This is a genomic window from Streptococcus sp. STR1/CE/0325 (genome assembly GCF_055386095.1).
On record NZ_AP045018.1, the window covers coordinates 744,755 to 767,327 of the forward strand.

Annotated in this window: 25 protein-coding genes, 1 pseudogene and 1 riboswitch; of the genes and pseudogenes, 17 read left to right on the forward strand and 9 right to left on the reverse strand. The window is 44.0% G+C overall.

Features of this window, described 5'->3' with window-relative positions:
- The first annotated feature begins 9 nt into the window (after positions 1-9).
- Together recR and ACZ49W_RS03705 are read left to right on the forward strand one after the other, a co-directional pair.
- A complete protein-coding gene (gene recR, locus ACZ49W_RS03700; RefSeq protein WP_464813985.1) occupies positions 10-606 on the forward strand; it encodes a recombination mediator RecR in 597 nt (198 codons plus the stop codon).
- Between the two features lie 142 nt (positions 607-748).
- Entirely contained in the window at positions 749-1,795 is a 1,047-nt protein-coding gene (locus tag ACZ49W_RS03705; RefSeq protein WP_464813986.1) for a D-alanine--D-alanine ligase, read from the forward strand.
- 46 nt (positions 1,796-1,841) lie between these two features.
- Here the strand turns inward: ACZ49W_RS03705 and ACZ49W_RS03710 are convergent, their stop codons facing one another.
- Positions 1,842-2,396 carry a folate family ECF transporter S component gene (locus ACZ49W_RS03710; protein ID WP_464813987.1) on the reverse strand — a complete coding sequence of 185 codons (555 nt, stop codon included), beginning with the start codon at positions 2,394-2,396 and terminating at the stop codon, positions 1,842-1,844.
- Positions 2,397-2,442: 46 nt separating this feature from the next.
- A riboswitch (THF riboswitch) is annotated at positions 2,443-2,537 on the reverse strand.
- Positions 2,538-2,624: 87 nt separating this feature from the next.
- On the opposite strand from ACZ49W_RS03710, the gene holA reads away from it, so the two are divergent.
- Both holA and ACZ49W_RS03720 read left to right on the forward strand, forming a co-directional pair.
- Positions 2,625-3,662: a DNA polymerase III subunit delta gene (gene holA / locus ACZ49W_RS03715; RefSeq protein ID WP_464813988.1), complete on the forward strand. Its 1,038-nt coding sequence runs from the start codon at positions 2,625-2,627 to the stop codon at positions 3,660-3,662.
- A 75-nt stretch (positions 3,663-3,737) separates the two neighbouring features.
- Positions 3,738-4,349: a superoxide dismutase gene (locus ACZ49W_RS03720; RefSeq protein WP_464813989.1), complete on the forward strand. Its 612-nt coding sequence runs from the start codon at positions 3,738-3,740 to the stop codon at positions 4,347-4,349.
- A 205-nt stretch (positions 4,350-4,554) separates the two neighbouring features.
- Here the strand turns inward: ACZ49W_RS03720 and ACZ49W_RS03725 are convergent, their stop codons facing one another.
- The 3 genes from ACZ49W_RS03725 to ACZ49W_RS03735 are packed head-to-tail and all read right to left on the reverse strand — an operon-like array spanning position 4,555 to position 6,798.
- Positions 4,555-5,397 carry a MetQ/NlpA family ABC transporter substrate-binding protein gene (locus ACZ49W_RS03725; RefSeq protein ID WP_464813990.1) on the reverse strand — a complete coding sequence of 281 codons (843 nt, stop codon included), beginning with the start codon at positions 5,395-5,397 and terminating at the stop codon, positions 4,555-4,557.
- A gap of 5 nt (positions 5,398-5,402) precedes the next feature.
- On the reverse strand, positions 5,403-6,068 hold the full coding sequence (locus ACZ49W_RS03730) for a methionine ABC transporter permease (RefSeq protein WP_464813991.1): 666 nt from the start codon (positions 6,066-6,068) through the stop codon (positions 5,403-5,405).
- Positions 6,061-6,798, reverse strand: coding sequence for an ABC transporter ATP-binding protein (locus tag ACZ49W_RS03735; protein WP_464813992.1), 738 nt, complete (start codon positions 6,796-6,798; stop codon positions 6,061-6,063). The genes ACZ49W_RS03730 and ACZ49W_RS03735 overlap by 8 nt, the downstream gene beginning before the upstream one ends.
- A gap of 200 nt (positions 6,799-6,998) precedes the next feature.
- Between ACZ49W_RS03735 and ACZ49W_RS03740 the strand changes: the two genes are divergently transcribed.
- Positions 6,999-8,045, forward strand: coding sequence for a serine hydrolase (locus ACZ49W_RS03740; protein ID WP_464814950.1), 1,047 nt, complete (start codon positions 6,999-7,001; stop codon positions 8,043-8,045).
- A gap of 30 nt (positions 8,046-8,075) precedes the next feature.
- On the opposite strand, the gene ACZ49W_RS03745 is transcribed toward ACZ49W_RS03740, so the two are convergent.
- Complete coding sequence (locus tag ACZ49W_RS03745; RefSeq protein WP_464813993.1) at positions 8,076-8,621, reverse strand: TetR/AcrR family transcriptional regulator; 546 nt, start codon at positions 8,619-8,621, stop codon at positions 8,076-8,078.
- Between the two features lie 134 nt (positions 8,622-8,755).
- On the opposite strand from ACZ49W_RS03745, the gene ACZ49W_RS03750 reads away from it, so the two are divergent.
- The 3 genes from ACZ49W_RS03750 to ACZ49W_RS03760 all read left to right on the forward strand — a co-directional run bounded on the left by ACZ49W_RS03750 (position 8,756) and on the right by ACZ49W_RS03760 (position 12,844).
- On the forward strand, positions 8,756-11,041 hold the full coding sequence (locus ACZ49W_RS03750; RefSeq protein ID WP_464813994.1) for a YhgE/Pip family protein: 2,286 nt from the start codon (positions 8,756-8,758) through the stop codon (positions 11,039-11,041).
- A 31-nt stretch (positions 11,042-11,072) separates the two neighbouring features.
- Positions 11,073-11,429 carry a DUF1304 domain-containing protein gene (locus ACZ49W_RS03755; RefSeq protein WP_464813995.1) on the forward strand — a complete coding sequence of 119 codons (357 nt, stop codon included), beginning with the start codon at positions 11,073-11,075 and terminating at the stop codon, positions 11,427-11,429.
- A 72-nt stretch (positions 11,430-11,501) separates the two neighbouring features.
- A protein-coding gene (locus ACZ49W_RS03760; RefSeq protein ID WP_464813996.1) for an IS3 family transposase occupies positions 11,502-12,844 on the forward strand; the annotation gives its coding sequence in 2 pieces (ribosomal slippage) (positions 11,502-11,952 and positions 11,952-12,844; 1,344 coding nt in all).
- 57 nt (positions 12,845-12,901) lie between these two features.
- Here ACZ49W_RS03760 and ACZ49W_RS03765 read toward each other — a convergent pair.
- Positions 12,902-13,555 (reverse strand): hypothetical protein, encoded by a 654-nt coding sequence (locus tag ACZ49W_RS03765; RefSeq protein WP_464813997.1) that lies wholly within the window; start codon positions 13,553-13,555, stop codon positions 12,902-12,904.
- A 163-nt stretch (positions 13,556-13,718) separates the two neighbouring features.
- Here ACZ49W_RS03765 and ACZ49W_RS03770 point away from each other — a divergent pair, with 163 nt between their 5' ends.
- The 4 genes from ACZ49W_RS03770 to ACZ49W_RS03785 all read left to right on the forward strand — a co-directional run bounded on the left by ACZ49W_RS03770 (position 13,719) and on the right by ACZ49W_RS03785 (position 17,621).
- Entirely contained in the window at positions 13,719-14,444 is a 726-nt protein-coding gene (locus tag ACZ49W_RS03770; RefSeq protein WP_464813998.1) for an ATP-binding cassette domain-containing protein, read from the forward strand.
- Positions 14,437-15,963: an ABC transporter permease/substrate-binding protein gene (locus ACZ49W_RS03775; RefSeq protein ID WP_464813999.1), complete on the forward strand. Its 1,527-nt coding sequence runs from the start codon at positions 14,437-14,439 to the stop codon at positions 15,961-15,963. The genes ACZ49W_RS03770 and ACZ49W_RS03775 overlap by 8 nt, the downstream gene beginning before the upstream one ends.
- Before the next feature lie 132 nt (positions 15,964-16,095).
- The gene (locus ACZ49W_RS03780; protein ID WP_464814000.1) at positions 16,096-17,172 is read left to right on the forward strand and encodes an aspartate-semialdehyde dehydrogenase; all 1,077 of its coding nucleotides are present in this window, start codon (positions 16,096-16,098) and stop codon (positions 17,170-17,172) included.
- Positions 17,173-17,282: 110 nt separating this feature from the next.
- Positions 17,283-17,621, forward strand: a complete 339-nt coding sequence (locus tag ACZ49W_RS03785; RefSeq protein WP_464814001.1) for an ATP cone domain-containing protein — start codon at positions 17,283-17,285, stop codon at positions 17,619-17,621.
- 72 nt (positions 17,622-17,693) lie between these two features.
- Here ACZ49W_RS03785 and ACZ49W_RS03790 read toward each other — a convergent pair.
- Both ACZ49W_RS03790 and ACZ49W_RS03795 read right to left on the reverse strand, forming a co-directional pair.
- Positions 17,694-17,888, reverse strand: a pseudogene (locus tag ACZ49W_RS03790) (NAD(P)H-dependent oxidoreductase); the annotation flags it as partial.
- Between the two features lie 61 nt (positions 17,889-17,949).
- The gene (locus tag ACZ49W_RS03795) at positions 17,950-18,879 is read right to left on the reverse strand and encodes an FAD:protein FMN transferase (RefSeq protein ID WP_464814002.1); all 930 of its coding nucleotides are present in this window, start codon (positions 18,877-18,879) and stop codon (positions 17,950-17,952) included.
- A gap of 145 nt (positions 18,880-19,024) precedes the next feature.
- Between ACZ49W_RS03795 and ACZ49W_RS03800 the strand changes: the two genes are divergently transcribed.
- The 5 genes from ACZ49W_RS03800 to ACZ49W_RS03820 all read left to right on the forward strand — a co-directional run bounded on the left by ACZ49W_RS03800 (position 19,025) and on the right by ACZ49W_RS03820 (position 21,990).
- Positions 19,025-19,597 carry a TMEM175 family protein gene (locus ACZ49W_RS03800; RefSeq protein ID WP_464814003.1) on the forward strand — a complete coding sequence of 191 codons (573 nt, stop codon included), beginning with the start codon at positions 19,025-19,027 and terminating at the stop codon, positions 19,595-19,597.
- Between the two features lie 247 nt (positions 19,598-19,844).
- A complete protein-coding gene (locus ACZ49W_RS03805) occupies positions 19,845-20,093 on the forward strand; it encodes a hypothetical protein (RefSeq protein WP_464814004.1) in 249 nt (82 codons plus the stop codon).
- A gap of 44 nt (positions 20,094-20,137) precedes the next feature.
- A complete protein-coding gene (locus ACZ49W_RS03810) occupies positions 20,138-20,494 on the forward strand; it encodes a hypothetical protein (protein ID WP_464814005.1) in 357 nt (118 codons plus the stop codon).
- Positions 20,478-20,777 carry a bacteriocin immunity family protein gene (locus tag ACZ49W_RS03815; RefSeq protein ID WP_464814006.1) on the forward strand — a complete coding sequence of 100 codons (300 nt, stop codon included), beginning with the start codon at positions 20,478-20,480 and terminating at the stop codon, positions 20,775-20,777. Before ACZ49W_RS03810 ends, ACZ49W_RS03815 begins: the two co-directional genes overlap by 17 nt.
- A gap of 304 nt (positions 20,778-21,081) precedes the next feature.
- Positions 21,082-21,990: a TDT family transporter gene (locus ACZ49W_RS03820; RefSeq protein WP_464814007.1), complete on the forward strand. Its 909-nt coding sequence runs from the start codon at positions 21,082-21,084 to the stop codon at positions 21,988-21,990.
- A 47-nt stretch (positions 21,991-22,037) separates the two neighbouring features.
- Here the strand turns inward: ACZ49W_RS03820 and ACZ49W_RS03825 are convergent, their stop codons facing one another.
- Positions 22,038-22,421 carry a phosphate-starvation-inducible PsiE family protein gene (locus ACZ49W_RS03825; RefSeq protein ID WP_464814008.1) on the reverse strand — a complete coding sequence of 128 codons (384 nt, stop codon included), beginning with the start codon at positions 22,419-22,421 and terminating at the stop codon, positions 22,038-22,040.
- Between the last annotated feature and the right edge of the window lie 152 nt (positions 22,422-22,573).

The following is a 22,573-nucleotide window of genomic DNA, read 5'->3' on the forward strand; positions in this document are numbered from 1 at the left end:
AGAACACGGATGCTTTATCCAACACCAGTTGCCAAACTCATCGAGTCTTTTTCCAAGTTACCAGGTATTGGGATCAAGACAGCGACCCGTCTTGCCTTTCATACCTTGAGTATGAGCGATGAAGATGTCAATGATTTTGCTAAAAACCTCCTCTCAGCCAAGCGTGAGTTGACTTACTGCACTATTTGTGGCAATCTGACGGATCAAGATCCCTGTGCCATCTGCCAAGATGAGACTAGAGATGACCAAGTGCTTTTGATTGTTGAAAGCAGTAAGGATGTTTCTGCGATGGAAAAGCTCAATGAATACCGAGGGCGGTATCATGTTTTGCATGGTCTTATTTCTCCCATGAATGGAGTAGGGCCTGACGACATCAACCTCAAGACCTTGGTGACCCGTTTGATGGATAGCGAAGTGAGCGAGGTCATCCTTGCGACTAGTGCCACGGCAGACGGTGAGGCAACTGCCATGTATATTTCACGGATTTTAAAACCAGCTGGCATCAAGGTGACCCGCCTCGCGAGAGGGCTTGCAGTCGGTAGTGACATCGAGTACGCAGATGAAGTGACTCTGCTACGGGCGATTGAAAATCGAACAGAATTGTAGTCAATACCGTCTTTCTTTTATGTGGTATCAACCAGTCAGATTTCTTGGCTGGTTGATTTGTTTTGTTGCGACTTTCTTTTGAAAAAAAGCGTGGCATGTGCTATCATAGAAGGGAAAGAGTCTAAGAGAAAAGAGAACAATCATGTCAAAAGAAACCTTAATTTTACTCTACGGTGGCCGCTCTGCTGAGCGTGAAGTGTCTGTCTTATCCGCAGAGAGCGTCATGCGTGCGGTCAATTATGAACGTTTTCAAGTCAAAACCTACTTTATTACCAAAGATGGTCAGTTCATCCGGACACAGGTCTTTGACCATAAACCCAAAGAAAATGAGCGCTTGATGACAAATAGTACAGTGGATCTGTCAAAAGCCATTAAACCAAGCGACATCGCAGAGGAAGGAGCGGTGGTCTTTCCAGTTCTTCATGGTCCCATGGGAGAGGACGGGTCGATCCAAGGTTTTCTTGAAGTTTTGCGTTTGCCTTATGTGGGCACGAGCGTTCTGCCTTCTAGTGTGGCGATGGACAAGATTATCACCAAAATGGTGCTAGAAACCCAAGGGATTCCACAAGTGCCTTATCTGGTGCATCTAGACGGGCAAAGTGTGACGGAAACGCTGGCTCAGGTGTCTGAACGTTTGACTTATCCAGTCTTTGTCAAACCAGCTAACATGGGGTCTAGTGTCGGCATTTCCAAGGCGGAAAATGAGGAGGATTTGGAGGCAGCACTAGATTTAGCCAGCCGTTATGATGACCGTATCTTGATTGAGCAGGGCGTGGATGCGCGTGAGATTGAGGTCGGTATCTTGGGCAATCAAGAGGTCAAAACCACCTTAGCTGGTGAAGTCATCAAGGACGTGGCCTTTTATGACTACAAGGCCAAATATATTGACAATAAAATCACCATGGCTATTCCAGCTGAGGTGGATGAGACCGTAATGGCAAGAGTCAGAAACTATGCTGAACAAGCCTTTCGTGCTATTGGTGGCTGTGGTTTAGCACGTTGTGACTTTTTTGTGACGGCAGATGGGCAGGTCTATCTCAATGAGCTTAACACCATGCCAGGCTTTACCCAGTGGTCCATGTATCCGCTGCTTTGGGAGAATATGGGACTTCCTTATAGCCAGCTAATCGAGCGTTTGGTGAATTTGGCTAAGGAAGTGTTTGACAAGCGTGAGAAGCATTTGATTTAAAAAACAAAAGAGGACTACCCTAGGGATGATAGGGCAGTCCTTTTGATTAGTTATTCATTAAACGTTTGAGCTCAGGAATCCGTTGCAATTGTGGCAGCACCAGCATGGTGACCACAATGCGAAGTGGAATCTCAAAGATCTTGAACCAGCGTCCCGCGGCGTATTGAGCCCAAAATGGGACGTGGAAATAAATCTGGATGAGAAGCGGCGTCATGATGAAGGTACCAAATAGCATGACGACAAAAACAGCCAAGCTCACATAGAGCCAGTCTTTTTTGCTCGTCCAACTCAAAGGACGCTTGTAGAAAAAGAGTCCATAGAGAAATCCTTGGATGGCTTCCATCAGGGTCCACCAGATGATGAAATTGCCCTGACCGCTTGAGAGATAATCCACCACATCAATCAGCCCTAAGCTGATAAAACCCCAGATAGGACCAGCAATCATGCCGATAATCGTATCCACGAGGAAGGTAAAACTAAGCACCAATTGGTTTGGGATGATAATGATGGAAAACTTGCTGATGATAATAGACAAACTGATCAAAATCGCAAGGGTTACCAAACGTTTGGTCGTCAGTTGAGGTACTTTAAATTGAAACATATGTGTCTCCTTCTTAAATGATGTACCTGTTAACGTAAAAGTAGTTAACAGCGGATGCAATGATTCACCGCGCCACTTGTTGGCTTCGTTGTGTGACAACATCCCATTCACACACACTTAACGCGAATCATTTACTCTGTTAAAGAGTGGTCGACATGTGGCAATGCCACCTTTTCATTTTACCATAGTTATTGGAAAAGGCAAGATCATTTGTGGTATAATAGGAGCATGATTGCAATAGAAGAAGTGGAACGCTTAGACAAGGATCACCTTCCCCAGATTTTAGTGTTAACAGGGGAGGATCTCGGACAATATCAATATCTGAAAGAGGCTTTGCTTGGGCAAATCGCTTTTGATGCGAGTGATTTGACCTATTCTTTTTTTGATGTGGCGGAAGCGAATTATGCGGATGTTGCTCTGGATTTGGAGAGTCTGCCTTTTTTTTCGGATCAAAAAATTGTTATCTTGGACCATGTCTTAGACGTGACCACCCAGAAGAAAAATTACCTTGACGAAAAAGAGCTCAAACAATTTGAACGCTATCTGGAAGAGCCTGTCGAAACGACACGGTTAATTCTTTTGGCGCCTGGGAAATTGGACGGGAAACGCCGCTTGGTCAAGCTCTTGAAACGCGATGCGACCATTATTGAGGCGACACCCCTCAAGGAAAAAGAGTTTGAGGGCTATGTTCATCGCTTTATCAAGGAGGCAGAGATGCGATTTGAAAGAGGTGCTTTGGAGCAGTTACTGGAGCGCTCTCAGTTTGAATTTGGAACGGTTATGAAGCACCTTTCTTTTTTGAAAAGCTATAAAGGCACCGATTCCATCAGCCTTTGGGATATTAAGGAGGCCATTCCCAAAAGTTTGCAAGACAACATTTTTGATCTAACCCAGTATAGCTTGTCAGGACAGGTAAAAGAAGCGCGTGAGCTGGTGCATGATCTCTTACTTCAAGGAGAGGACGTTGTCAAACTCATTGCCATTATGTTGTCGCAGCTGCGTTTTTTTGCCCAAGTCAAAACCCTGCAAGGCATGGGAAGGGCAGAAGGACAAATCACCGCAGAACTCTCTGACTATCTGGGACAGCGGCTCAATCCCTACCGTGTCAAGTTTGCCCTAAGAGATGCTAGACCTTACGCTCTTTCTCAACTTAAAGCTGCCATGCGTGTCTTAATTGAGACGGATTACCAGATTAAAAGCGGATACAGTGAGAAGGAAGATCTTTTTGATCTGGCTCTCTTAAAAGTTGCAAGCCTTAGTAACTAGGGCAAAATACTTGTCAGAATCAGAAATTTGCGGTACTATGAAAAGGTAAACAAAAAATGAAAAGAGGAAAACCAGATGGCTATTATTTTACCAGAATTACCCTATGCCTATGATGCCCTAGCGCCTCACTTTGACGAGGAGACCATGATTCTCCACCATGACAAGCACCATGCGACTTATGTGGCAAATGTTAACGCAGCACTTGAAAAACACCCTGAAATCGGCGAAGACTTATTAGCGCTTCTGGCTGATCCAGAAAAAAATCTACCAGCAGACATCCGTCAAGCGGTGATCAATAACGGTGGGGGACACCTCAACCACGCTCTTTTCTGGGAAATCCTTTCTCCAGAAAAAACAGCTCCTTCTGCTGAGTTGGCAGCTGCGATTGATGATGCGTTTGGTTCGTTTGATGCCTTTAAGGAAACTTTCACCCAAGCAGCAACGACTCGGTTTGGTTCTGGTTGGGCTTGGTTAGTGATGGATGCAGCAGGCAAACTCTCTGTCATCTCAACAGGTAACCAAGATCATCCGGTTATGCAAGGCTTAACACCAATTCTTGGTTTGGATGTTTGGGAGCATGCCTACTACCTCAATTATCGTAACGTGCGTCCAAACTACATCAAGGCTTTCTTTGAGATTGTCAACTGGGCTAAGGTGAGCGAACTCTACCAAGCAGCGCTTGCTTAGTCAATGATATAGTCGTTTCGTTTGCTTTTAGGACGAGGTGGCGTTGTCGCAGACATAATTGGAGTTAGCAAGACGAGTTAACCAAGTCATAAAAGATAAACGAAACGACTATAAACACGGGGAGAAATTCTCGTGTTTTTGTTAGAATAAAAAAAGGCGACGCTTATCTGTGCGATAAGGCATCGTCTTTTTTGATGGTCATTGATTATTTAAAAGCAACGACAGCGTGTCCTTTGAGTTTGTTATCGATAAAGTCTTTAATTTTGTCACTGGTCAAGACTTTTTTTATCTCTTTGACCTTGTCGCTATCCTTGTTATCTTCACGAGCAACGAGGGAGACGGCAAAGGTTGGATCGACTGGGTTTTCTAAGAGAAGACCATTTTCACTTGGTGTGAGACCAATTTTAGATGCGTAAGCAGGATAGTTGAAGACCAAATCCGCTTCGTCATAGGCTTGGTTGAGGTTTAAGAGGGATACTTCTGTGAATTTGAGGTTCTTTTTGTTTTCTGTGATGTCTTTTGGTGTTACGCTGTAACTCTTGTCGTCATCAAGGGTGATAAGACCAGATGAAGCAAGGAGACGTAGGGCGCGGGTCTTGTTGGTGGTATCAGATGGGATAGCGACATTTGCCCCTTCTGGGAGGTCATCAAGGCTCTTGTAGTTCTTAGAGTAAAAAGCAACGATGGCATTGTAGATGGGTTGGACTTGGACGAGGTTAGCATTGTTGCCTTTGTTAAATTCTTCCATGAAGAGTTTGTGTTGGAAGAAGTTGGCATCCACTTCTTTGTTATTGAGGGCGACATTAGCTTGGACATTGTCTGAGACTTTGACCACTTCAAGAGTGTAACCGTCTTTTTTGACATCGTCCTTGATGAGGTCTAACATATCAGTCATGGGTGCGGTGTGTGAGGCAACCTTGATAACCTTATCTTCTTTTTTGGTAGAACTACTTTCTTTGGAGCTGCTTGTCTTAGAAGCACAAGCGGTTAGAAGGAGGGTAGTAAGAGCGGTTGCGGCAAAGAAACTTGCCAAGCGTTTGATATTCATAGGTATTATTTCTCCTTGATATAGCGACCGGCTAAGAGATAGCCGATGGATTGGACGATAAAGACATAGACCACAAAAATCAAGACAATCCCGTACATGAGAGGGTAGTCGTATTCTTGATAGCCGTAGCGATAGGCATATTCTCCCAAACCTCCAGCCCCGATGACTCCCATGACGGTGGAGTAGGATAGCATGCTAATCACTACCGATGTAAAGGAGAGGATGAGGTCGTTTTTGATGGAAGGCAAAAGAAAATAGCGAATCATTTGCAGGCGCGTAGCCCCCATGCTGATGGCGCGGTCCAAAATGGCAGAAGGTACATTTAAAAGGGCCTGTTCGATAAAGCGGGTATAAAGGCTAATCGATACCAAGGATAGGGGAAGCGTTGCAGGGAGATTCCCAAAAGAAGTGCCAAAGATGGAACGGCTTAGGGGAATGAGTAGGAAAATAAAAATCAAAAAGGGAACACTACGCAGCATATTTAGGCTGATGCTTAAGAGATGGTAAAAAAAGGGTTGTTTGAGTAAGACCTCTTTTCTCAGTGCATAGAGCAAGAGACCAAGAGGGAGAGAGACCAAAAGACAAACTAGCATAGTAATGGCCATCATAAAGTTAGTTTCCCAAAAGGCGTGGATGATTGCTTCCTTGTTTTTTATGAGGGCATCAATCATGACTCAAAAATTCCTCCACATATTGATAATAATCCTTGGCAATCAGCGGTTGATCTGTTTTTTTCGGCTGGATAACACGGCGGATTTGTCCGTTTTCTAGCACTAAAATCCGATCACACATCTGTTTTAAGAGGGTCAGGTTATGAGAAATCATCAGAATTGAAATCTTTTTGTCCTGATTGAGGTGTTTTAGCAGATTGAAAATCTCGACCTCGCTCTTATAGTCCAGCGCAGAGCTAATCTCGTCACACAAGAGGAGTTCTGGCTCTCCTAGCAGTGCCATGGCAATCGCGACCTTTTGGGCTTGACCACCACTCAGGGTCTTGCAGAGGTTGTGCTTGAGGTGAGGAATCCCCATGAAAGTGAGGATGTCCTCGATTTGCTTGTGATCGACGGGGCGTTTTTGGAGCTTATAGACCAAACTCAGGTGATAAAAAACCGATTTGTTGCCTAATAAATTCGCATTTTGAAAGATATAGGGCAGTTTTTGCCGATTGTCACGCTGGGTTTTGCGATCTTGTGCGTTTTGCGGTTTGCCGTGAAAGAAAATCTCGCCGCTATCGGCTTGGACAAAGCCATTGATGAGTTTTAAAATGGTGCTCTTGCCACTGCCGTTCTCACCAATCAAGCCGACCACCTCACCGCGTTCAATGCCAAAGGAGACATCTGTCAAGATGGGCTGCCCTTTTTTATCAAAACTCTTTTGGATGTGTTCCAGTTGAATGAGCATGTATCACCTCCCAGTATTTCCTTGTCAAGCATATCATTTTCTGTTTCATTTTTCAAGTAAACCGCTTTCTTTTCTAAAAAATGCTCCTTTCGTTGATGATGCAAAAAAGCCTTAAAATAATGAGTACCTATGATTGTAAAAGCGGTTAAAACTTGCTATAATTGAAGGTGACTGAATTTTAGTAAGAGTGTGAGACGATGATGAAAAAGAATATGATTTCTAAGAAATGGTGGATCGGTATTGGCATCGGTTGTGGTCTAGGTCTCTTATCTATTGGCGCAACCTATGCCGTTTCCACTCATCCAGAGTGGCTGAAGGCCTTGCAGCAGACCAAGAAAAAAGACGAGAAAAAGACAGGTCTAGTAGTCAAGGAAACCAAAAAAAGTAGTGCAGCCAAAAAGGCAGTCATGGACAAGGATTTAGACACCATGAATAGCTACGGGCTTTACTATGATTATGCCAATATGAGCTTGGTCGATACGGTCAAGGCTTATATGAAAGAGTACGGGATTGATGATAAGGATGTGGCGTTTACTTATCGCAATATCGAGACCAATGAGGAATTTTCCATGAACGACACCCAGCCTATGACAGCAGGGAGCACCTATAAGTTGCCACTCAATATGCTAATCGTCGATGCAGTGGATAAGGGGAAACTCTCTTTGACCGAAGAGTATGACATCACTCATACGGACTATGAGTACATCGGAGAATATCAGGCTTATCGCAATCAGTTTGGTGACACCATGACCATTCCTGAGATGCAGGAGTATTCTCTGGTTTATTCTGAAAATACGCCAGCCCATGTCCTTGCAGGACTGTTAGGTGGCTTTAAAAAAGCATATAGCCAGTTTGACCGCTACGGAGAAGGAAAAGGTCAGATTAAAACCATCAATCAAGAGGACAATAAAACGACCAGCAGCTACTATATCCAAGTCCTCGATTACCTCTGGAAGCACAAAAAGAAATATGCCGATGTGCTAAACTTTATCGGAGAGTCCTTCCCAGGAGAGTATTACAAGACTTATGTGCCTGATGTGAAAATCTATCAAAAACCAGGCTATGTGAGAGAGGCGCTCAATATTGACGCTATCGTAGAGGAAGAAAAACCTTATATGGTTGCTCTCTACACCGCCCACTTGGGTAATTCTAGTGAAACCTCAGAAGAAATCGACCCAGAAGGTTATGATTTGCTTTGCCGTTTGGCTTATGTCATCAATGAGTGGCATCGGGTGAATATGAACTAAAAGAGACCTTGGAAGAATTCCAAGGCCTTTTTAACGGTCAAATGTGGCAAAAAAGTGACGCAGTCTTCCTAGAAGGGCTGTCATTTCCGCTGGGCTTTCTTTTTTGCCGTTTGCGATCCAAGTTTGGCAGACCGAAAAATAAGCATTGGTCAAAAAAACAACGCCATATTCTTGTTCAGCTGGCGTAAGTCCCTCAAAGAGTTGGATGTCACTTAAAATCAAACTTTGGAGCTTATGGCGCAGAAAATCTTGGATTTCCTTGGTCCCGTTTGGTGAAAGAAGAGCGGTCAGGAGGTCATCGGTTTCTAGTCGTTTGAAAATCTCGAGAATGGCTTTTTTACGATTATGCTGATCCGCTTCAAAAATTCTTTCAATCTGCTCAAAAAATTGATGTTGATAGCAATCAATCATGTCGTATTTATCCTTGTAATAGTTGTAAAAACTGGCTCTGCTGATGCCGGCTCCCTTTGCAATTTCAATGGCTGTAATCTGGTCGAAGGGTTTGATTTGAAGGAGGGTGATAAGGCTATTTTCAAGTAAGGTTTTGGTTTGAATACGTTTTTGACTATTTGGCATGGTTTTCTCCTTATGAAATTGGACAGTCTGTCTAATGTTGTCAAGAAACGGGAGTTTATGGCTTGCTTAATAAAGAAAAGCCTGCTATTCTATTATACAGGAATTTTACTATTTTGTGACAAAGGAGGTTTAGAATGTTAACAGAGTGGAAAGCTATTTTAAAAAAGCCGAAATTTCTAGTTGTTTTATTGGGTGTTTCTTGTATCCCAGCTCTGTATAATCTCATTTTCTTGAGTTCCATGTGGGACCCTTATGGGAAAGTCTCTGATTTGCCTGTTGCTGTGGTCAACCAAGACAAGGCAGCCAGTGTCAATGGTAGGACCTTGACCATAGGAAAGGACATGGTCAAGTCTTTGGAGAAAAATGATGCTCTGGATTATCATTTTGTCGATGCCAAGGAGGCTAAAAAAGGCTTAGACCAGGGGGATTACTATATGGTCGTTACTCTTCCTGAGGATTTGTCAGCTAAGGCATCTAGTGTCTTGTCTGACCATCCAGAGCAGGCGACCATTGCCTATGAAACCTCTAGCGGACACAGCTTTATTGCAAGCAAGATGGGTGAAACGGCTGTGAATAAGCTAAAAGAACGGGTCTCGAGCAATATCACCCGTACTTATAGCACGACGCTCTTTAGCAGCATGGGCCAACTAAAAGATGGTTTGTCTCAAGCTGCCACTGGTAGCAGTCAGCTAGCTGCTGGTGCAGCACGTCTGGGTCAAGGTAGCGCTGCTCTATCATCTGGTCTTTCTAGCCTTAGTAGTGGCGCTGATCAGTTGAGCGCTGGAACAGGCGCCTTGTCCAGTGGTTTAGCGACCTACACCAATGGGGTGGCGACTCTAGCTTCTGGTGCTGGTCAGCTCAATGCTAATTCGGATGCTCTCTTGTCTGGTGCTAATCGCCTTGCTAGTGGCTCCACTCAGGTCAATCAATTAACCACAGGTGCTAGCCAGCTAGCACAAGGATTGAACAAACTGGCGCAAGAAAGTAGCCTTTCAGCCGATCAACAGGCACAGATGGCTCAACTCAGCCAAGGCTTGGTCAGCATGAATGAGCAAATCCAAGCCAGCGCGGCTTCTGGAACACCAGATTTAGGAGGGGTCAAAGCAGCTCTGACCAGCATTGCTAGCTTTGCCCAAAGCATTATCGCCAATAGCCAAAATGAACAAGCTGCAAGTCTCAATGCCTTGACTGCAACCAGTGCTTATCAAAGCCTTTCAAGCGATCAACAAGCTGAACTAACAGCAGCTCTTAGCACTAGTTCAAATTCATCCGTAGCAGAAGCCAGCAGCATTTTAGCTACTGTACAGGGCTTGGAGGGAAGTCTTTCTGGTCTATCAGGAGCAGGCAGTGGTCTTTCTCAATTGGCACAAGCCTCTAATCAATTACTTCCAGCTGCTAGCTCAACCATTAATCGTTTGGGGCAAGGTTTATCATCTGTCAGCACGGCAGCCTCCACGCAGTTGGCACCAGGTGCTGGTCAGTTGGCAGCAGGCCTTGGGCAATTAGAATCTCAATTAGTAGCCGGCAGCAACCAATTAGCAGCAGGTATCGGAGCTTATACCGACGGTGTGGCTAGATTGAGCCAAGGCGCTGATCAATTAGCTGCTAACAGCGGTCAGTTGCTCTCAGGAGCGGATCGTTTGTCCCAAGGAACAGACCAGTTAGCGTCAGGCGCAGGTCGTCTCCTTTCTGGCTCAGCCCAACTCTCGGCTGGTCTTGACCAATTAGAGACAGGTGCAGATAGCTTGAATAGCGGTCTTTCTCAAGCTGATAGTAAGCTTAAATTAGTAAACACCACTAAGGATAATGCAGAGACCTTATCTGAGCCAGTGACCTTGAAGCACTCAGACAGCAGCAAGGTCGATAAAAATGGGGTCGGTATGGCACCGTACATGATTTCTGTTTCGCTCTTTGTTGTGGCCCTATCCACCAATATGGTCTTTAGCACCCTCCCATCTGGTCGCAAGCTAACCAGCCGTTGGGATTGGTTATTATCTCGCATGAGTGTCAATGGTGTCGTCAGTCTAGTGGCAGGTGTCTTGGTTTACGGGGCGGTGCATCTCCTTGGCCTCAGTGCCGTTCATGAGGGAGCCACCCTTGGTCTTATCCTCTTGACCAGTGCCACCTTTATGGCTATGGTGACGACCATTATCAGTTTGGATAATAAGCTGGGTAGCTTTGCTTCACTTATTTTGATGCTCTTGCAGTTGGCATCGAGTGCAGGGACTTATCCGATTCAGCTGACCAGTCGCATCTATCAACACATCAGCTCATGGTTGCCGATGACCTATGCGGTGTCTGGTCTTCGTGAGACGATTTCACTAACTGGAAATATCCACCATCAAGTCACCTTCTTGTTTGGAACCTTAGTCCTCTTTATGGTGCTTGGTCTTGTCCTCTACCGTCCAAGTGAGGAATAAACACATTACACATGTAGTAAAGGAGAATATCATGTCTATTTTATCAACCATCTTTGCCGTTTTAGTTGCTTTGGAGTGTTTCTATATCATGTATCTAGAAACCATTATTACAGATTCCGACAAGACCTCGCAGGTCTTTGGGATGAAGCGTGAGGAGTTACAGATGAACTCGCTCAACACCCTCTTTAAAAATCAAGGGATTTACAATGGTCTTCTTGGTCTTGGAATCTTCTACGGTTTGGTTTTCAATCCAAGCCTAGTTCCAGCCATCTTAGTTTACATCATCTTGGTCGCTATTTACGGAGCGGTTTCTAGCAATCCTAGAATCCTCCTCATGCAAGGCGGACCAGCTATTATCGCTTTGATTTTAAATCTTTTGGTTAAATAAGAAAAACGCCTTTCCGATTGAACTGCACCCCAAAAGTTAGACACAAAATCTAACGATTGGGGTGCTTTTCTTATGAAATTAAGTTATGAAGATAAACGAGGTATATACAAGTTGAGAAAGAGAGGTGTATCATGGCCTCAGATCAGTCAGCGATATGAAGTCTGTCCTTCCAATCTCAAGTACATGGTTAAACTCATGGATAAATATGGTGTTGAGATTGTTGAAAAGGGTAAAAATCGGTATTATTCACCCGAATTAAAGCAGGAAATAATGGATAAAGTCTTGATTCATGGTTGCTCTCAACTCTCAGTTTCCCTTGATTATGCCTTGCCAAATCGAGGGATGCTCCCAAATTGGATAGCCAAATACAAGAAAAACGGTTATACTATTCTTGAAAAATCAAGAGGGAGACCACCAAAGATGGGACGTAAACCAAAAAAGACTTTGGACCAAATGACAGAGTTAGAACGACTAAAACATGAAAATGAATACCTTAGAGCGGAGAATGCTGTGCTAAAAAAGCTGAGAGAATACCGCTTGAGGGACGAAGCAAAGCGCAAAGAGCAACAGAAATCATTCAAGCATTAACGAATCAGTTTTCCCTAGAAACGCTACTCGAAATCCTTGATTTGCCACGCTCCACCTATTACTATCAAGTGAAGCGACTGGCTAAGCCAGATAAGGAGAAAACTATCAAGGATGAAATACAATCTATTTATGATGACCATAAAGGTAATTACGGCTATCGTCGGATTCATTTAGAATTACGAAATCGTGGCTTTATCATCAATCACAAAAAGGTGCAGCGCTTGATGAAAGAGTTAGGCTTGACCGCTCGTATTCGTCGTAAGCGCAAGTATTCTTCTTACAAAGGTGAGGTTGGTAAGAAGTCTGATAATCTGATTAAACGTCAATTCGAAGGCTCTAAACCTTACGAGAAGTGCTATACCGATGTGACGGAGTTTGCCTTACCTGGAGGGAAACTTTATCTCTCCCCTGTTCTTGATGGCTATAACAGTGAGATTATTGATTTTACCCTATCTCGCTCCCCTGACTTGAAACAGATTAAAACCATGCTTGAGAAGGTTTTTCCAGCAGATTCATATAGCGGAACCATTCTTCACAGCGATCAAGGCTGGCAATACCAGCACCAATCTTATCATCACTTTTTGAAAACCAAAGGAATTCGTTCCTCTATGTCTCGCAAGGGAAATAGTCCAGATAATGGGATGATGGAGTCCTTCTTTGGCATTCTCAAATCTGAAATGTTTTATGGATTTGAGAAGTCTTATCAATCCCTTGATGACCTTGAGCAAGCTATCACAGATTACATTTTTTACTACAACAACAAACGAATCAAAGCAAAACTAAAAGGACTTAGTCCTGTGGGGTACAGAACTAAATCCTTTAGATAAATAAAATGTCCAACTTTTGGGGGTCAGTACAGATTTGGAAAGGTGTTTTTTACTTTTCTACAAGAAGTCATCTTCTTCAAAAAAATGATTGCTGATGGACGCACCAGAAGTGGTGTCAGACCAGCCGACCAGAGCTTGTCCGCTATCATTGAGATAGGTGGCAAGGAGCGGCTTCAAATCATGGACGTAAAAGAGGATACCTGTGAGGTGCTGGTTCTTATCATAGAGCCCTTGGTAGCTGTGAAAGATGATTTGATTTTCCTGATCCAGAGCCAAGGGCAGATGAAGGCTGTGCTGAGGACTGTCCTTGATTGCCTCTATAATCCAGTTTTCCAAGGGTGAGATAGGCTCATCCTCGCTAAAAAACTGCCCATCTGAACGATGGTTACTCCAGCGCACTGCCCCAGTTGGTGCATACAAGGTCATGCGAAAGGGCAGATTGTCCAAAGGAGAAGAAAGCTGCCGGAGAAAACGACCGATGTCTCGGAAGGTGTCACAGAAGTCTGCATGCGCGTCTAAAACCAAGACAGGCAAGTTCGTCGTAACCTTCTCTAGGGAGAAGATAGCTGGATAAGAGAAGAGGTCTTGGCTCTTGAGCTGACTTTTTTCAATGAGGTCTAGCTCCAGCCACCCACGAAGGTTATCCTGAAGTTTTTGCCAAAAAGGTAAATCCCTTTCTTGGTAAAGGGCTAAAATCGTTTGTGTTATCATATCTTTATCATACGTTTTTTTACAGTAAAAAGCAAGAAAGGAGAAAGAGAAGATGAAAAGGAACCAAATTTTTGAGGAAACGCTGCCAAAGTGATATACTGAAAGTGTTACCCCTTGCATTTGGTTTTTAGAAACCAAGAGGAAAAGATAGAAAAGAGATAGTATGATCAGATTTGAAAGGGTGAGCCAATCCTATGGGGATAAGGAAGTCATCAAGGCAGTGAGCTTTGAAATTCCTGCCCAGCAATTTTTTGTGATGGTTGGTCCAAGTGGCAGTGGCAAGACGACTCTGCTCAAGATGATCAACCGCTTGGTGAAAGAAAGCAGTGGTGCCATTTACCTAGATGGAACCTTGATGAGTGACCTTCCTTTGCGCGATTTACGCCTTGAGATGGGCTATGTTTTGCAGCAGATTGCTCTTTTTCCCAATTTGAACGTTTTTGAGAACATTGCCCTCATCCCCAAAATGAAGGGATGGTCTAAGGAGAAACAGCTAAAGAAAGCAAAGAGCCTGTTAGATCGTGTAGGGCTTCCTGCTAAGGATTATCTCTACCGCATGCCTAGCGACCTCTCAGGTGGGGAGCAGCAACGTGTGGGTATCCTTCGAGCCATTATCACCAATCCTAAAATCCTGCTCATGGATGAGCCTTTTTCTGCTCTTGACCCCATTTCTAAGAAACAGTTACAGGATTTGACCTTGGATTTGCAAAAGGAGTTTGGGATGACAGTGGTTTTTGTGACCCATGATATCGATGAAGCCTTAAAACTAGCAGATCAAATCGCTGTCTTAAAAGATGGAGAAATCCTTCAAATCGATCGTCCAGAGGTGATTTGTGCCCAGCCTAAGACTGATTTTGTCAGAGATTTATTTGGAGGTCGTCATGTCTAATTTACTTGTCACTTTTTTAGATCGCTATGAGGATTGGGTCAAGGCATTGTTGGAGCATATTCAGATTTCCCTCTTGTCTCTTTTTATCGCTGTGTTTTTAGCCCTTCCTTTGGCTATAGTTTTGTCGAGTAAAAAGCGCATGGGGGCTGTCGTTTTGCAGCTAGCAGGGGTGTTTCAAACCATTCCTTCTCTAGCTCTTTTGGGTCTTTTTATTCCCTTGCTTGGCATTGGAACTCTACCAGCGGTGGTGGTGCTGGTTATTTATGCTATGTTTCCTATCCTACAAAATACCCTCACGGGTCTAGCAGGTATCGATCCTAGTCTGATAGAGGCAGGAGAGGCTTTTGGGATGACCAAGTGGGAGCGGTTGAAAACCTTTGAGCTGGCCTTGGCTATGCCTGTTATCATGTCAGGGATTAGGACTTCGGCGGTTTTGATTATCGGAACGGCAACTCTAGCGGCTTTGATTGGGGCTGGCGGTCTTGGTTCTTTTATCCTTTTAGGGATTGACCGCAACAATAGTGCACTGATTTTGATAGGGGCTCTTTCTTCAGCTATTTTAGCCATTTTGTTTAATGCCTTGCTAAAACGCTTAGAAAAAGTGTCTTTGAAACGTTTTATTTGGTCTTGGGTGGTGTTAGCCCTAGTTTTATTTCTGTCCTATGCTCCTAATGTTTTTCATAAGGAAAGCAGTCCCAAACATTTGGTCATCGCAGGAAAGCTAGGCGTTGAACCAGATATCTTGATTAATATGTATAAAGAATTAATCGAGGAACAAACAGATATCAAGGTCTCACTCAAGCCAAATTTTGGTAAAACTAGCTTTCTCTACGATGCCCTAAAATCTAAAGACATCGATATCTATCCAGAATTTACCGGAACCATTACCACCAGTCTTTTGCATCAAAATCCGACCAACTCAACAGATGCCAAGGTGGTCTATGAAGCCGCAAAGACGGGGATTTACCAGCAGAACAAACTGGTCTATCTCAAGCCCATGGCTTATCAAAATACCTATGCGGTCGCAGTGACCGAAGATTTGGCTAAAAGCCAAGGGCTAAAGACCCTCTCAGATCTAAAAGGGCATGAAGACCAGTTAAGAGCTGGCTTTACCCTAGAATTTAATGACCGTGAAGATGGCAATATCGGTCTAAAAGACCTTTATCATCTTCATCTAAAGGTTCAGACGCTTGAGCCGGCTCTACGCTATGAGGCCATCAAGACAGGAGAAGTGCAGGTTATCGATGCCTACTCCACCGATAGCGAGATCAAGCAGTATCATCTAAGGGTTTTAGAGGATGACAAGCACCTCTTTCCTCCTTATCAAGCGGCACCGCTTCTGCGTGAGGAGACCTTGAAACGCTATCCAGAGTTGGAAAAAGTCCTCGACCAACTCTCAGGAAAAGTGACCAGTGATCAGATGATTGCCATGAACTACGCCGTCAAGGTGGAGGGCAAATCTGCTAAGAGTGTAGCCCATGATTTTTTGGTCAAAGAAAAATTGCTTCCTACCCCATAATCCAAATCAACAGATGCTCGCTTTGGGCATCTGTTTTGCGTTATTTTCTAAAAAAGAAAGAAAATTAGGTTGATTTCGAGAAAAGCAGCTCAGAATATGGTACAATAGGAAAAAAGAAAAAGGAGATTGGCTATGGGTTATTGTGTAGCTGTGGTCGGTGCAACGGGTGCCGTTGGAACAGAAATGATTAGAATGCTTGAGGAGAGCAGTCTTCCGATTGATGAATTGCGTCTTTTGTCGTCATATCGCTCCAAAGGGAAAATCCTGACCTTTAGGGGACAGGAAATTGAGATAGAAGAGACGACCGAGGATTCCTTTGACGGGGTGGATATCGCCCTCTTTTCAGCGGGTGGCTCCACCTCTGCCAAATACGCGCCTTATGCCGTTAAGGCTGGCGCTGTGGTAGTGGACAATACCTCTTATTTTCGTCAGCACAAGGATGTGCCTCTGGTCGTGCCTGAGGTCAATGCCCATGCGCTGGATGCCCACAAGGGCATCATTGCTTGTCCCAACTGTTCGACCATCCAGATGATGGTGGCGCTGGAGCCTATTCGTCGTAAATGGGGCCTAGATCGCATCATCGTTTCGACCTATCAGGCGGTATCTGGTGCAGGGGCGCGTGCTATTGAGGAGACCAAAAACCAGTATCGCCAGGTCTTAAATGATGGCCTTTCTCCTCTTGAGGTGACAGCTGAGATCTTGCCGAGCGGTGGGGATAAAAAGCACTACCCAATCGCTTTTAATGCCCTTCCTCAGATCGATCTCTTCACGGAGAATGACTACACCTACGAAGAGATGAAGATGACCAAGGAAACCAAGAAAATCATGGAAGATGAGAGCATCAAGGTGTCAGCAACCTGTGTGCGTATTCCAGTTTTATCAGGGCACTCAGAGTCCGTCTATATCGAGACCAAGGAAGTGGCTCCAATCGAAGAAGTCAAGGTGGCGATCGCTGAGTTCCCAGGAGCTGTTCTTGAGGATAATCCAAAGGAGCAAATCTACCCTCAAGCTATCAAAGCTGTTGGCAAAAAAGAAACCTTTGTCGGTCGGATTAGACGTGATCTCGATCAAGAAAATGGCATCCACCTCTGGGTCGTGTCAGACAATCTCTTAAAAGGCGCTGCTTGGAACTCGGTCCAAATCGCTGAAACCCTCCATCAAAGAGGTTTGGTCAAGCCAACTCATGAAGTCGTTTTTGAGTTGATATAAGGATAGTAAATCTTTTTTCCTCAAGCGACTAGCCCTTGTTTTTTAGCCAGAGACAGGTGACAAAGCTATCAAAATTTGGTATAATAAAACAAAAAGAGAGGAAAAATCCCATGCAAGTCATCAAACGAAATGGACAAATTACAGAGTTTAACCCTGATAAGATTTATCAAGCCGTGTTAAAAGCGGCCAAGACCGTCTATGTCATTGATGATAAGTTGAGTCAGGATTTGGCACAGGTGGTCAAAAAAGTGGTCATCGACCTTGAAGAAGCACACACCGAGCGTCCGACCATTAGCATGATTCAGTCCTTGGTGGAGCACCGTCTTTTGGAGGCAGGCTATATCATCATTGCCGAGCACTATATCGGTTACCGCTTGCAGCGTGATTTGGAGCGTAGCGGCTATGGGGATAAAATTATCGTGCATTTGAATTTTGAACAGGTACGTTAAGTTAAATAGAAAAAGGTCTAGAACAAATACGTTCTAGGCCTTTTCTTTAGTCAGTTATTGAAATTTTAATGCTTAATGGCTGCAGGCTCCAGATGTTGCATCTGCATGAGCTGCTGGTATGGGACTTGGTTTGCCTCCGACCAGTTGTTGACCAGTTTCTTTGAGATACCAGTCCAACCATGGTTTGAAATTAAAGACGATTTCATTGATCCCTGTATAGGAACCGTCTGGATAGTACATGGCTTGATAGTTATGGGTGTTGATGACGCTATCGTTTGGAATTGGTTTCCACAAGAGCGATAAACTGTTGCATAAAATATCCTTTCTGTTAGGGATGAAGATAAGGAGAAAGTCCTGATGAATAGGTCACTTTCCCTGTGCGCGTCACGAGGAGAACGTCAATGTCAGCTAGGCTTTCCACCTGCTCAAAAATCACCTCAGGTGCTAGCCCAAAAAGTCTCGTCGTCCAAATCTCCCCCTCTAGAGAGGTCCTAGAGAGGATGCTAAGACTAGCGATCTGTGTGTCCATAGGATAGCCGGTCTGTTGGTCAAAGATATGATGGTAGGTCTTGCCGTTTACGGTGAGCTTGCGCTCATAGATGCCAGAAGTGACCACTGACTGTCCTTCAAGTGCTAGGGTCACGAGGTGATTTCCCCTTGCCTGTCTTGGATGTTGAATACCCACTCGCCACGGATTTTTCCTTAGAGGGTGTTTTCCTATAGTGAGCACATTGCCCCCAAGATCAATGAGGGCAGAAGTGACTCCTGATTTTTTCAAAAAATCCGCCACCAAGTCAGAGCTATATCCTTTAGCTAAGGCTCCAAGATCGAGTTTCATGCCCTTTTGGCTCAAAAAAACGCTCTGCTGGTCGGCATCAAGAAGGATATTGTCAGCCTGCGTCACAGACAGTGCCTGCTCAATCTCATCTGGCTGAGGCACTCTAGCATCCGAAAAGCCGATGCGCCAAGTCTGGATCAAGGGTCCAATGGCGATATTGAGCTGACTGTTTGGAGCTAGGCTGTGCGCTTTTCCGATAGCGATGAGCCGAAAGAGGTCGGGATGCACCTTGACGGGATGCACGCCAGCTGCTTGGTTAACAACTGCTAGTTCAGACGTTTCACTATTGGCACTGAAACGCTTTTCGTAGGTGTACAGAAGTGAAAAAGCCTGTTCCAAGAGTTGGGCTGCCTGAGGATGCTCCACCGCCACTCGAACGGTTGTTCCCATCAGTCGTTTTTCTTTTTGTAAAAAGACCATACATTCCCCTTTCCCATGAGAAGTTACCTTTATTATACTAAAAAGATAACGCTTTCACAAATGAAAATTATCTTTTCAAAGAAAAACTAGACAAATCCATAGAGATAGGTTATGATAAAAAAAGAAAATTTAGAAAGGAAGATTTATGTCAAAAGAACGTTTAGTGGCCTTTACCGACGCTGTTTTAGCGATTATTATGACCATTTTAGTCTTAGAATTGGAACATCCGAAAACCTTGACCTTAGCAGGATTTTGGGAGTTGCGGACCAGCTATTTTGCTTATGCGCTTTCTTTTTTCTGGCTTGGAACCATGTGGGTCAACATGCACAGAGGCTGGGAAGAGGTGAGAAAGGTATCTGATAAGGTGGTGTGGAACACCATGTTTTTACTCTTTTTCTCTTCCTTATTTCCCTACACGACCAGTATTGTGTCGGATCATTTTGATAATCGGATAGCACAGACCTTTTATGGCTTGGTCATCCTTCTTGTCACTTTTTTCAATACGCAGATGTACAAGTCTCTCTTTGCTATTGCCGAAAATCAGGAGCACATGCGAGAGTTTATGGCGGGTCGTAGCTGGATGCGCTATGATGTCTTGGTCAAATGTATCGGAATCGCCTTGACGCTGACCATCTATCCTCCTGCAACGACTTACAGTATCTTGCTCATTATGCTAGTTTTTGCTGTGTCAAATGTGACGAGGATCTACCGTTCCTAATGAAAACGCTAGTGTTCTAGCGTTTTTTGATGCTAAAATTCAGACAAAGATAGGGAAAAGGTCTATAATGGGGGTAAGACGAAAGGACGTCTGTTAGACGAGGGGTTCGCCTTGACTTTTCACCAAATGACCGTTTAAGCAAAAAAGTATGACCATTCAGGACATGGGAAAAAAGCCAGGAAAGTGTGGTAAACTAAAGGTGTCGATTCAGAAAAAGACAAAAAACTATTTTTTGAGGAGAACGATTATGACGGACACAGCATTGGACACATTTGAAGCACTTTCTACAAAAAACTCTCGACAACTCAAGAAGTATTTGGCTGAGGCAGTCTTTTTGAAGCGATTGCTAGAGCCTTTAGAACAGTTAAATGACAAAGAAAGATTTGAAATCAACGATGCCAAACATTCACTTGAGCGAGAAAGTACGGTATTTGAGTCCGATTGGGTTTCATTAACCTTAAAACACATTTTTGGAAAAGTCATCTATCACCCATAAATAGTATAGGATACCACGGTATTTAGTAGAGGAAGTGGTGCAAAATGTTTGACTACAAAGGCAGACTGGTTGAGGTTTGGGAAGTTGGCTATGAGAACAATTCACCTGAGTGGGTGAGAGAAGCCTTTGAGCTGGGCTATTTGCGTTGGCAGGTGACTGATGAGAGGGAAACTGAACCCGTTTTTTGGTTCTCCTGCACGCTCTCAATAAGGATTGACACTATCCATGCCAAACCCGTTTTCCTAGGAGAGGCTGTCTATGATTGTGCTAAAATCGGGGATGCTATTGACTGTACCAGCCCCTTGCTTGTCCCCCGTTCTTATTTCCTCAACCCCTACAAAAAAAGAGAGTTGAGCCCAAAGTTTCAGAAAGAAAGTAGAAAAGATGATAGAAAGATTTGAGCGAGAAACAATACTAAGCCAAGTTTACAACCTCATCTTAAATCCTGAGACCAAAGAGAGTGAGCGCAAAGTCTTACTGGTTTTTAAGGAAACAGTAGAAGCTGGCGGGAATGACCGGCATGCTTTTTCCAATCTTATTGAAGATTTGCGCCATTTAGCGGTGAAAAATATTACCCAGTCAGAAAGCATGAGTAGAGAGGTAGGAGACTTTTATAGCCAATATGCGACCTTTTGGCAAAAAGACCGTAACCTCGCACAAGGTTTAATTAGTGTGCGCTACTAGGAGGAACTCATCCGATTGAGTCAAAGTGCGCTATTGTGAGTGGGTAGAGGGGCGTGTCAGAGTGTTTCTACCTGCTCTTAAAAATAAATGAGCAAATCCTAGTAAAGACGATGTCGGTGTCCTACCTCTTTATCATGTTGGAGATAGGCGATGTCATCGTTGTGACGAACTGCCACTTGATGACCCAAAAGTAGTTTGACCAAAGCTATCAGCATAAGCCGTAGCAAAAACCGTACAAAAGGGATGCAAAGTAGTATAATAAGCGTGTTCATCTATCAATTATCAATGACGAGGAGACACGCTTATGTTACGCAAACATCCGCCTTTGGTCATGTCTGGTCTCTTTTTAGGGCTGGCTGCTTTGGGAAATCTCTTGGTGGACATTCATCCACTATTTGTTCATCTTTTTAATGGTCTGGCGCTTTTGCTCTGGGTCTATCTGACCATTAGTGTTTTAGTGGATTTTCCTTACTATAAGGATGAGCTAAAATTGCCCCCGATTTTTGCTGCGATGGGTACTTACCCCATGGGGACCATGTTACTCTCCACCTATGTCTTTCGCTGGGTTGTTCCCTTTGTTTTGTTGGCTCAGGTCATGTGGTATGGGGCTTTTCTCCTGCATCTTGGCATGATTCTCTGGTTTACCTATCGTCAAGTCAAGACAAGACGCATGGAAGGGCTGAGTCCGAGTTGGACGGTTTTGTATGTGGGGATTGCCATGACAGCTTTGACCAATCAGGTGGTGCAACGTCCTGTCTTGGGGATTTTCGGACTGGTCATTGGTCTAGTAGCGACCCTGACCCTCTATCCTTTTCTCTTGAAACAGCTACTCCAAAAGACTCTGCCTCATCTCTTACGTCCACAAATGGCGATTTACACAGCTCCTTTTCCCTTGCTGTTAAGCGGTTATTTGCACCTCTTTGGTGAGCGGGCCTATCACCCTGCGGTTTTGATCCTTCTCATCTTATCGCAAGCCATCTATCTCTTGGTGCTTTATCTCTTGCCCATCATTCTCAAAACCAGCTTTGCAGCGGGTTGCTCGGCTCTGACCTTTCCTTTTGTCAGCACCGCCTATTCGCTCAAAATCGGCCTTCATTTCCTCCATCTCTATCACCTCGCTTGGTTAGCTGACTTTGAAATTGCGCTCGGCAGTATCTTGGTCCTCTCCATTCTTTGGCGGTATCGGGTGTTGATTTTTAAGGAAAAAGGATAAAGAAACAATAAAACACCCTCTGGACGATTAGATTCCAGAGGGATTTTTTAATCTTCTTCCGTATTTTCACGGATTAAAAAGCGCTTGATGGCAAAAAGGACGGCGATGGCGACAACGCCGATGAGGATATCCATCATATTGTGATGAAAGATAACGATTTGTCTTGCGGTGGCAAAGAGCAAAAGCTCGATGATAGTGGCTGGTTTGGGTTGAGCAATCATCTTGACCAACTCAATAGCAATGGTGATGTTCATGGCTTGGTCAATGGTGCTTTGTAAAAAGGTATCGACAGACTGTTTGGGAATACCGACAACTAAGTCTAGAATAAAGCGACCGAGAAGGACAACAATCACCAAAATAAGGATAATAGCAATTAGGATTTCCATATAATAGGTGCTGCGTTTGAGTAAGATTTGAAGTTTTTCTTTCATTATTTCCTTTTTTGTGGCTAAAATTGGTATATTGAACTCTATTGTAGCACAAGTCCAAGCGCTTTTCAAATCAGTCTGTTTGAGATTTAGTATTTCTACTATTCAAAAAACGCATACTGCCATCAAAAAATCCTATTTTACAGTGAAGAGAC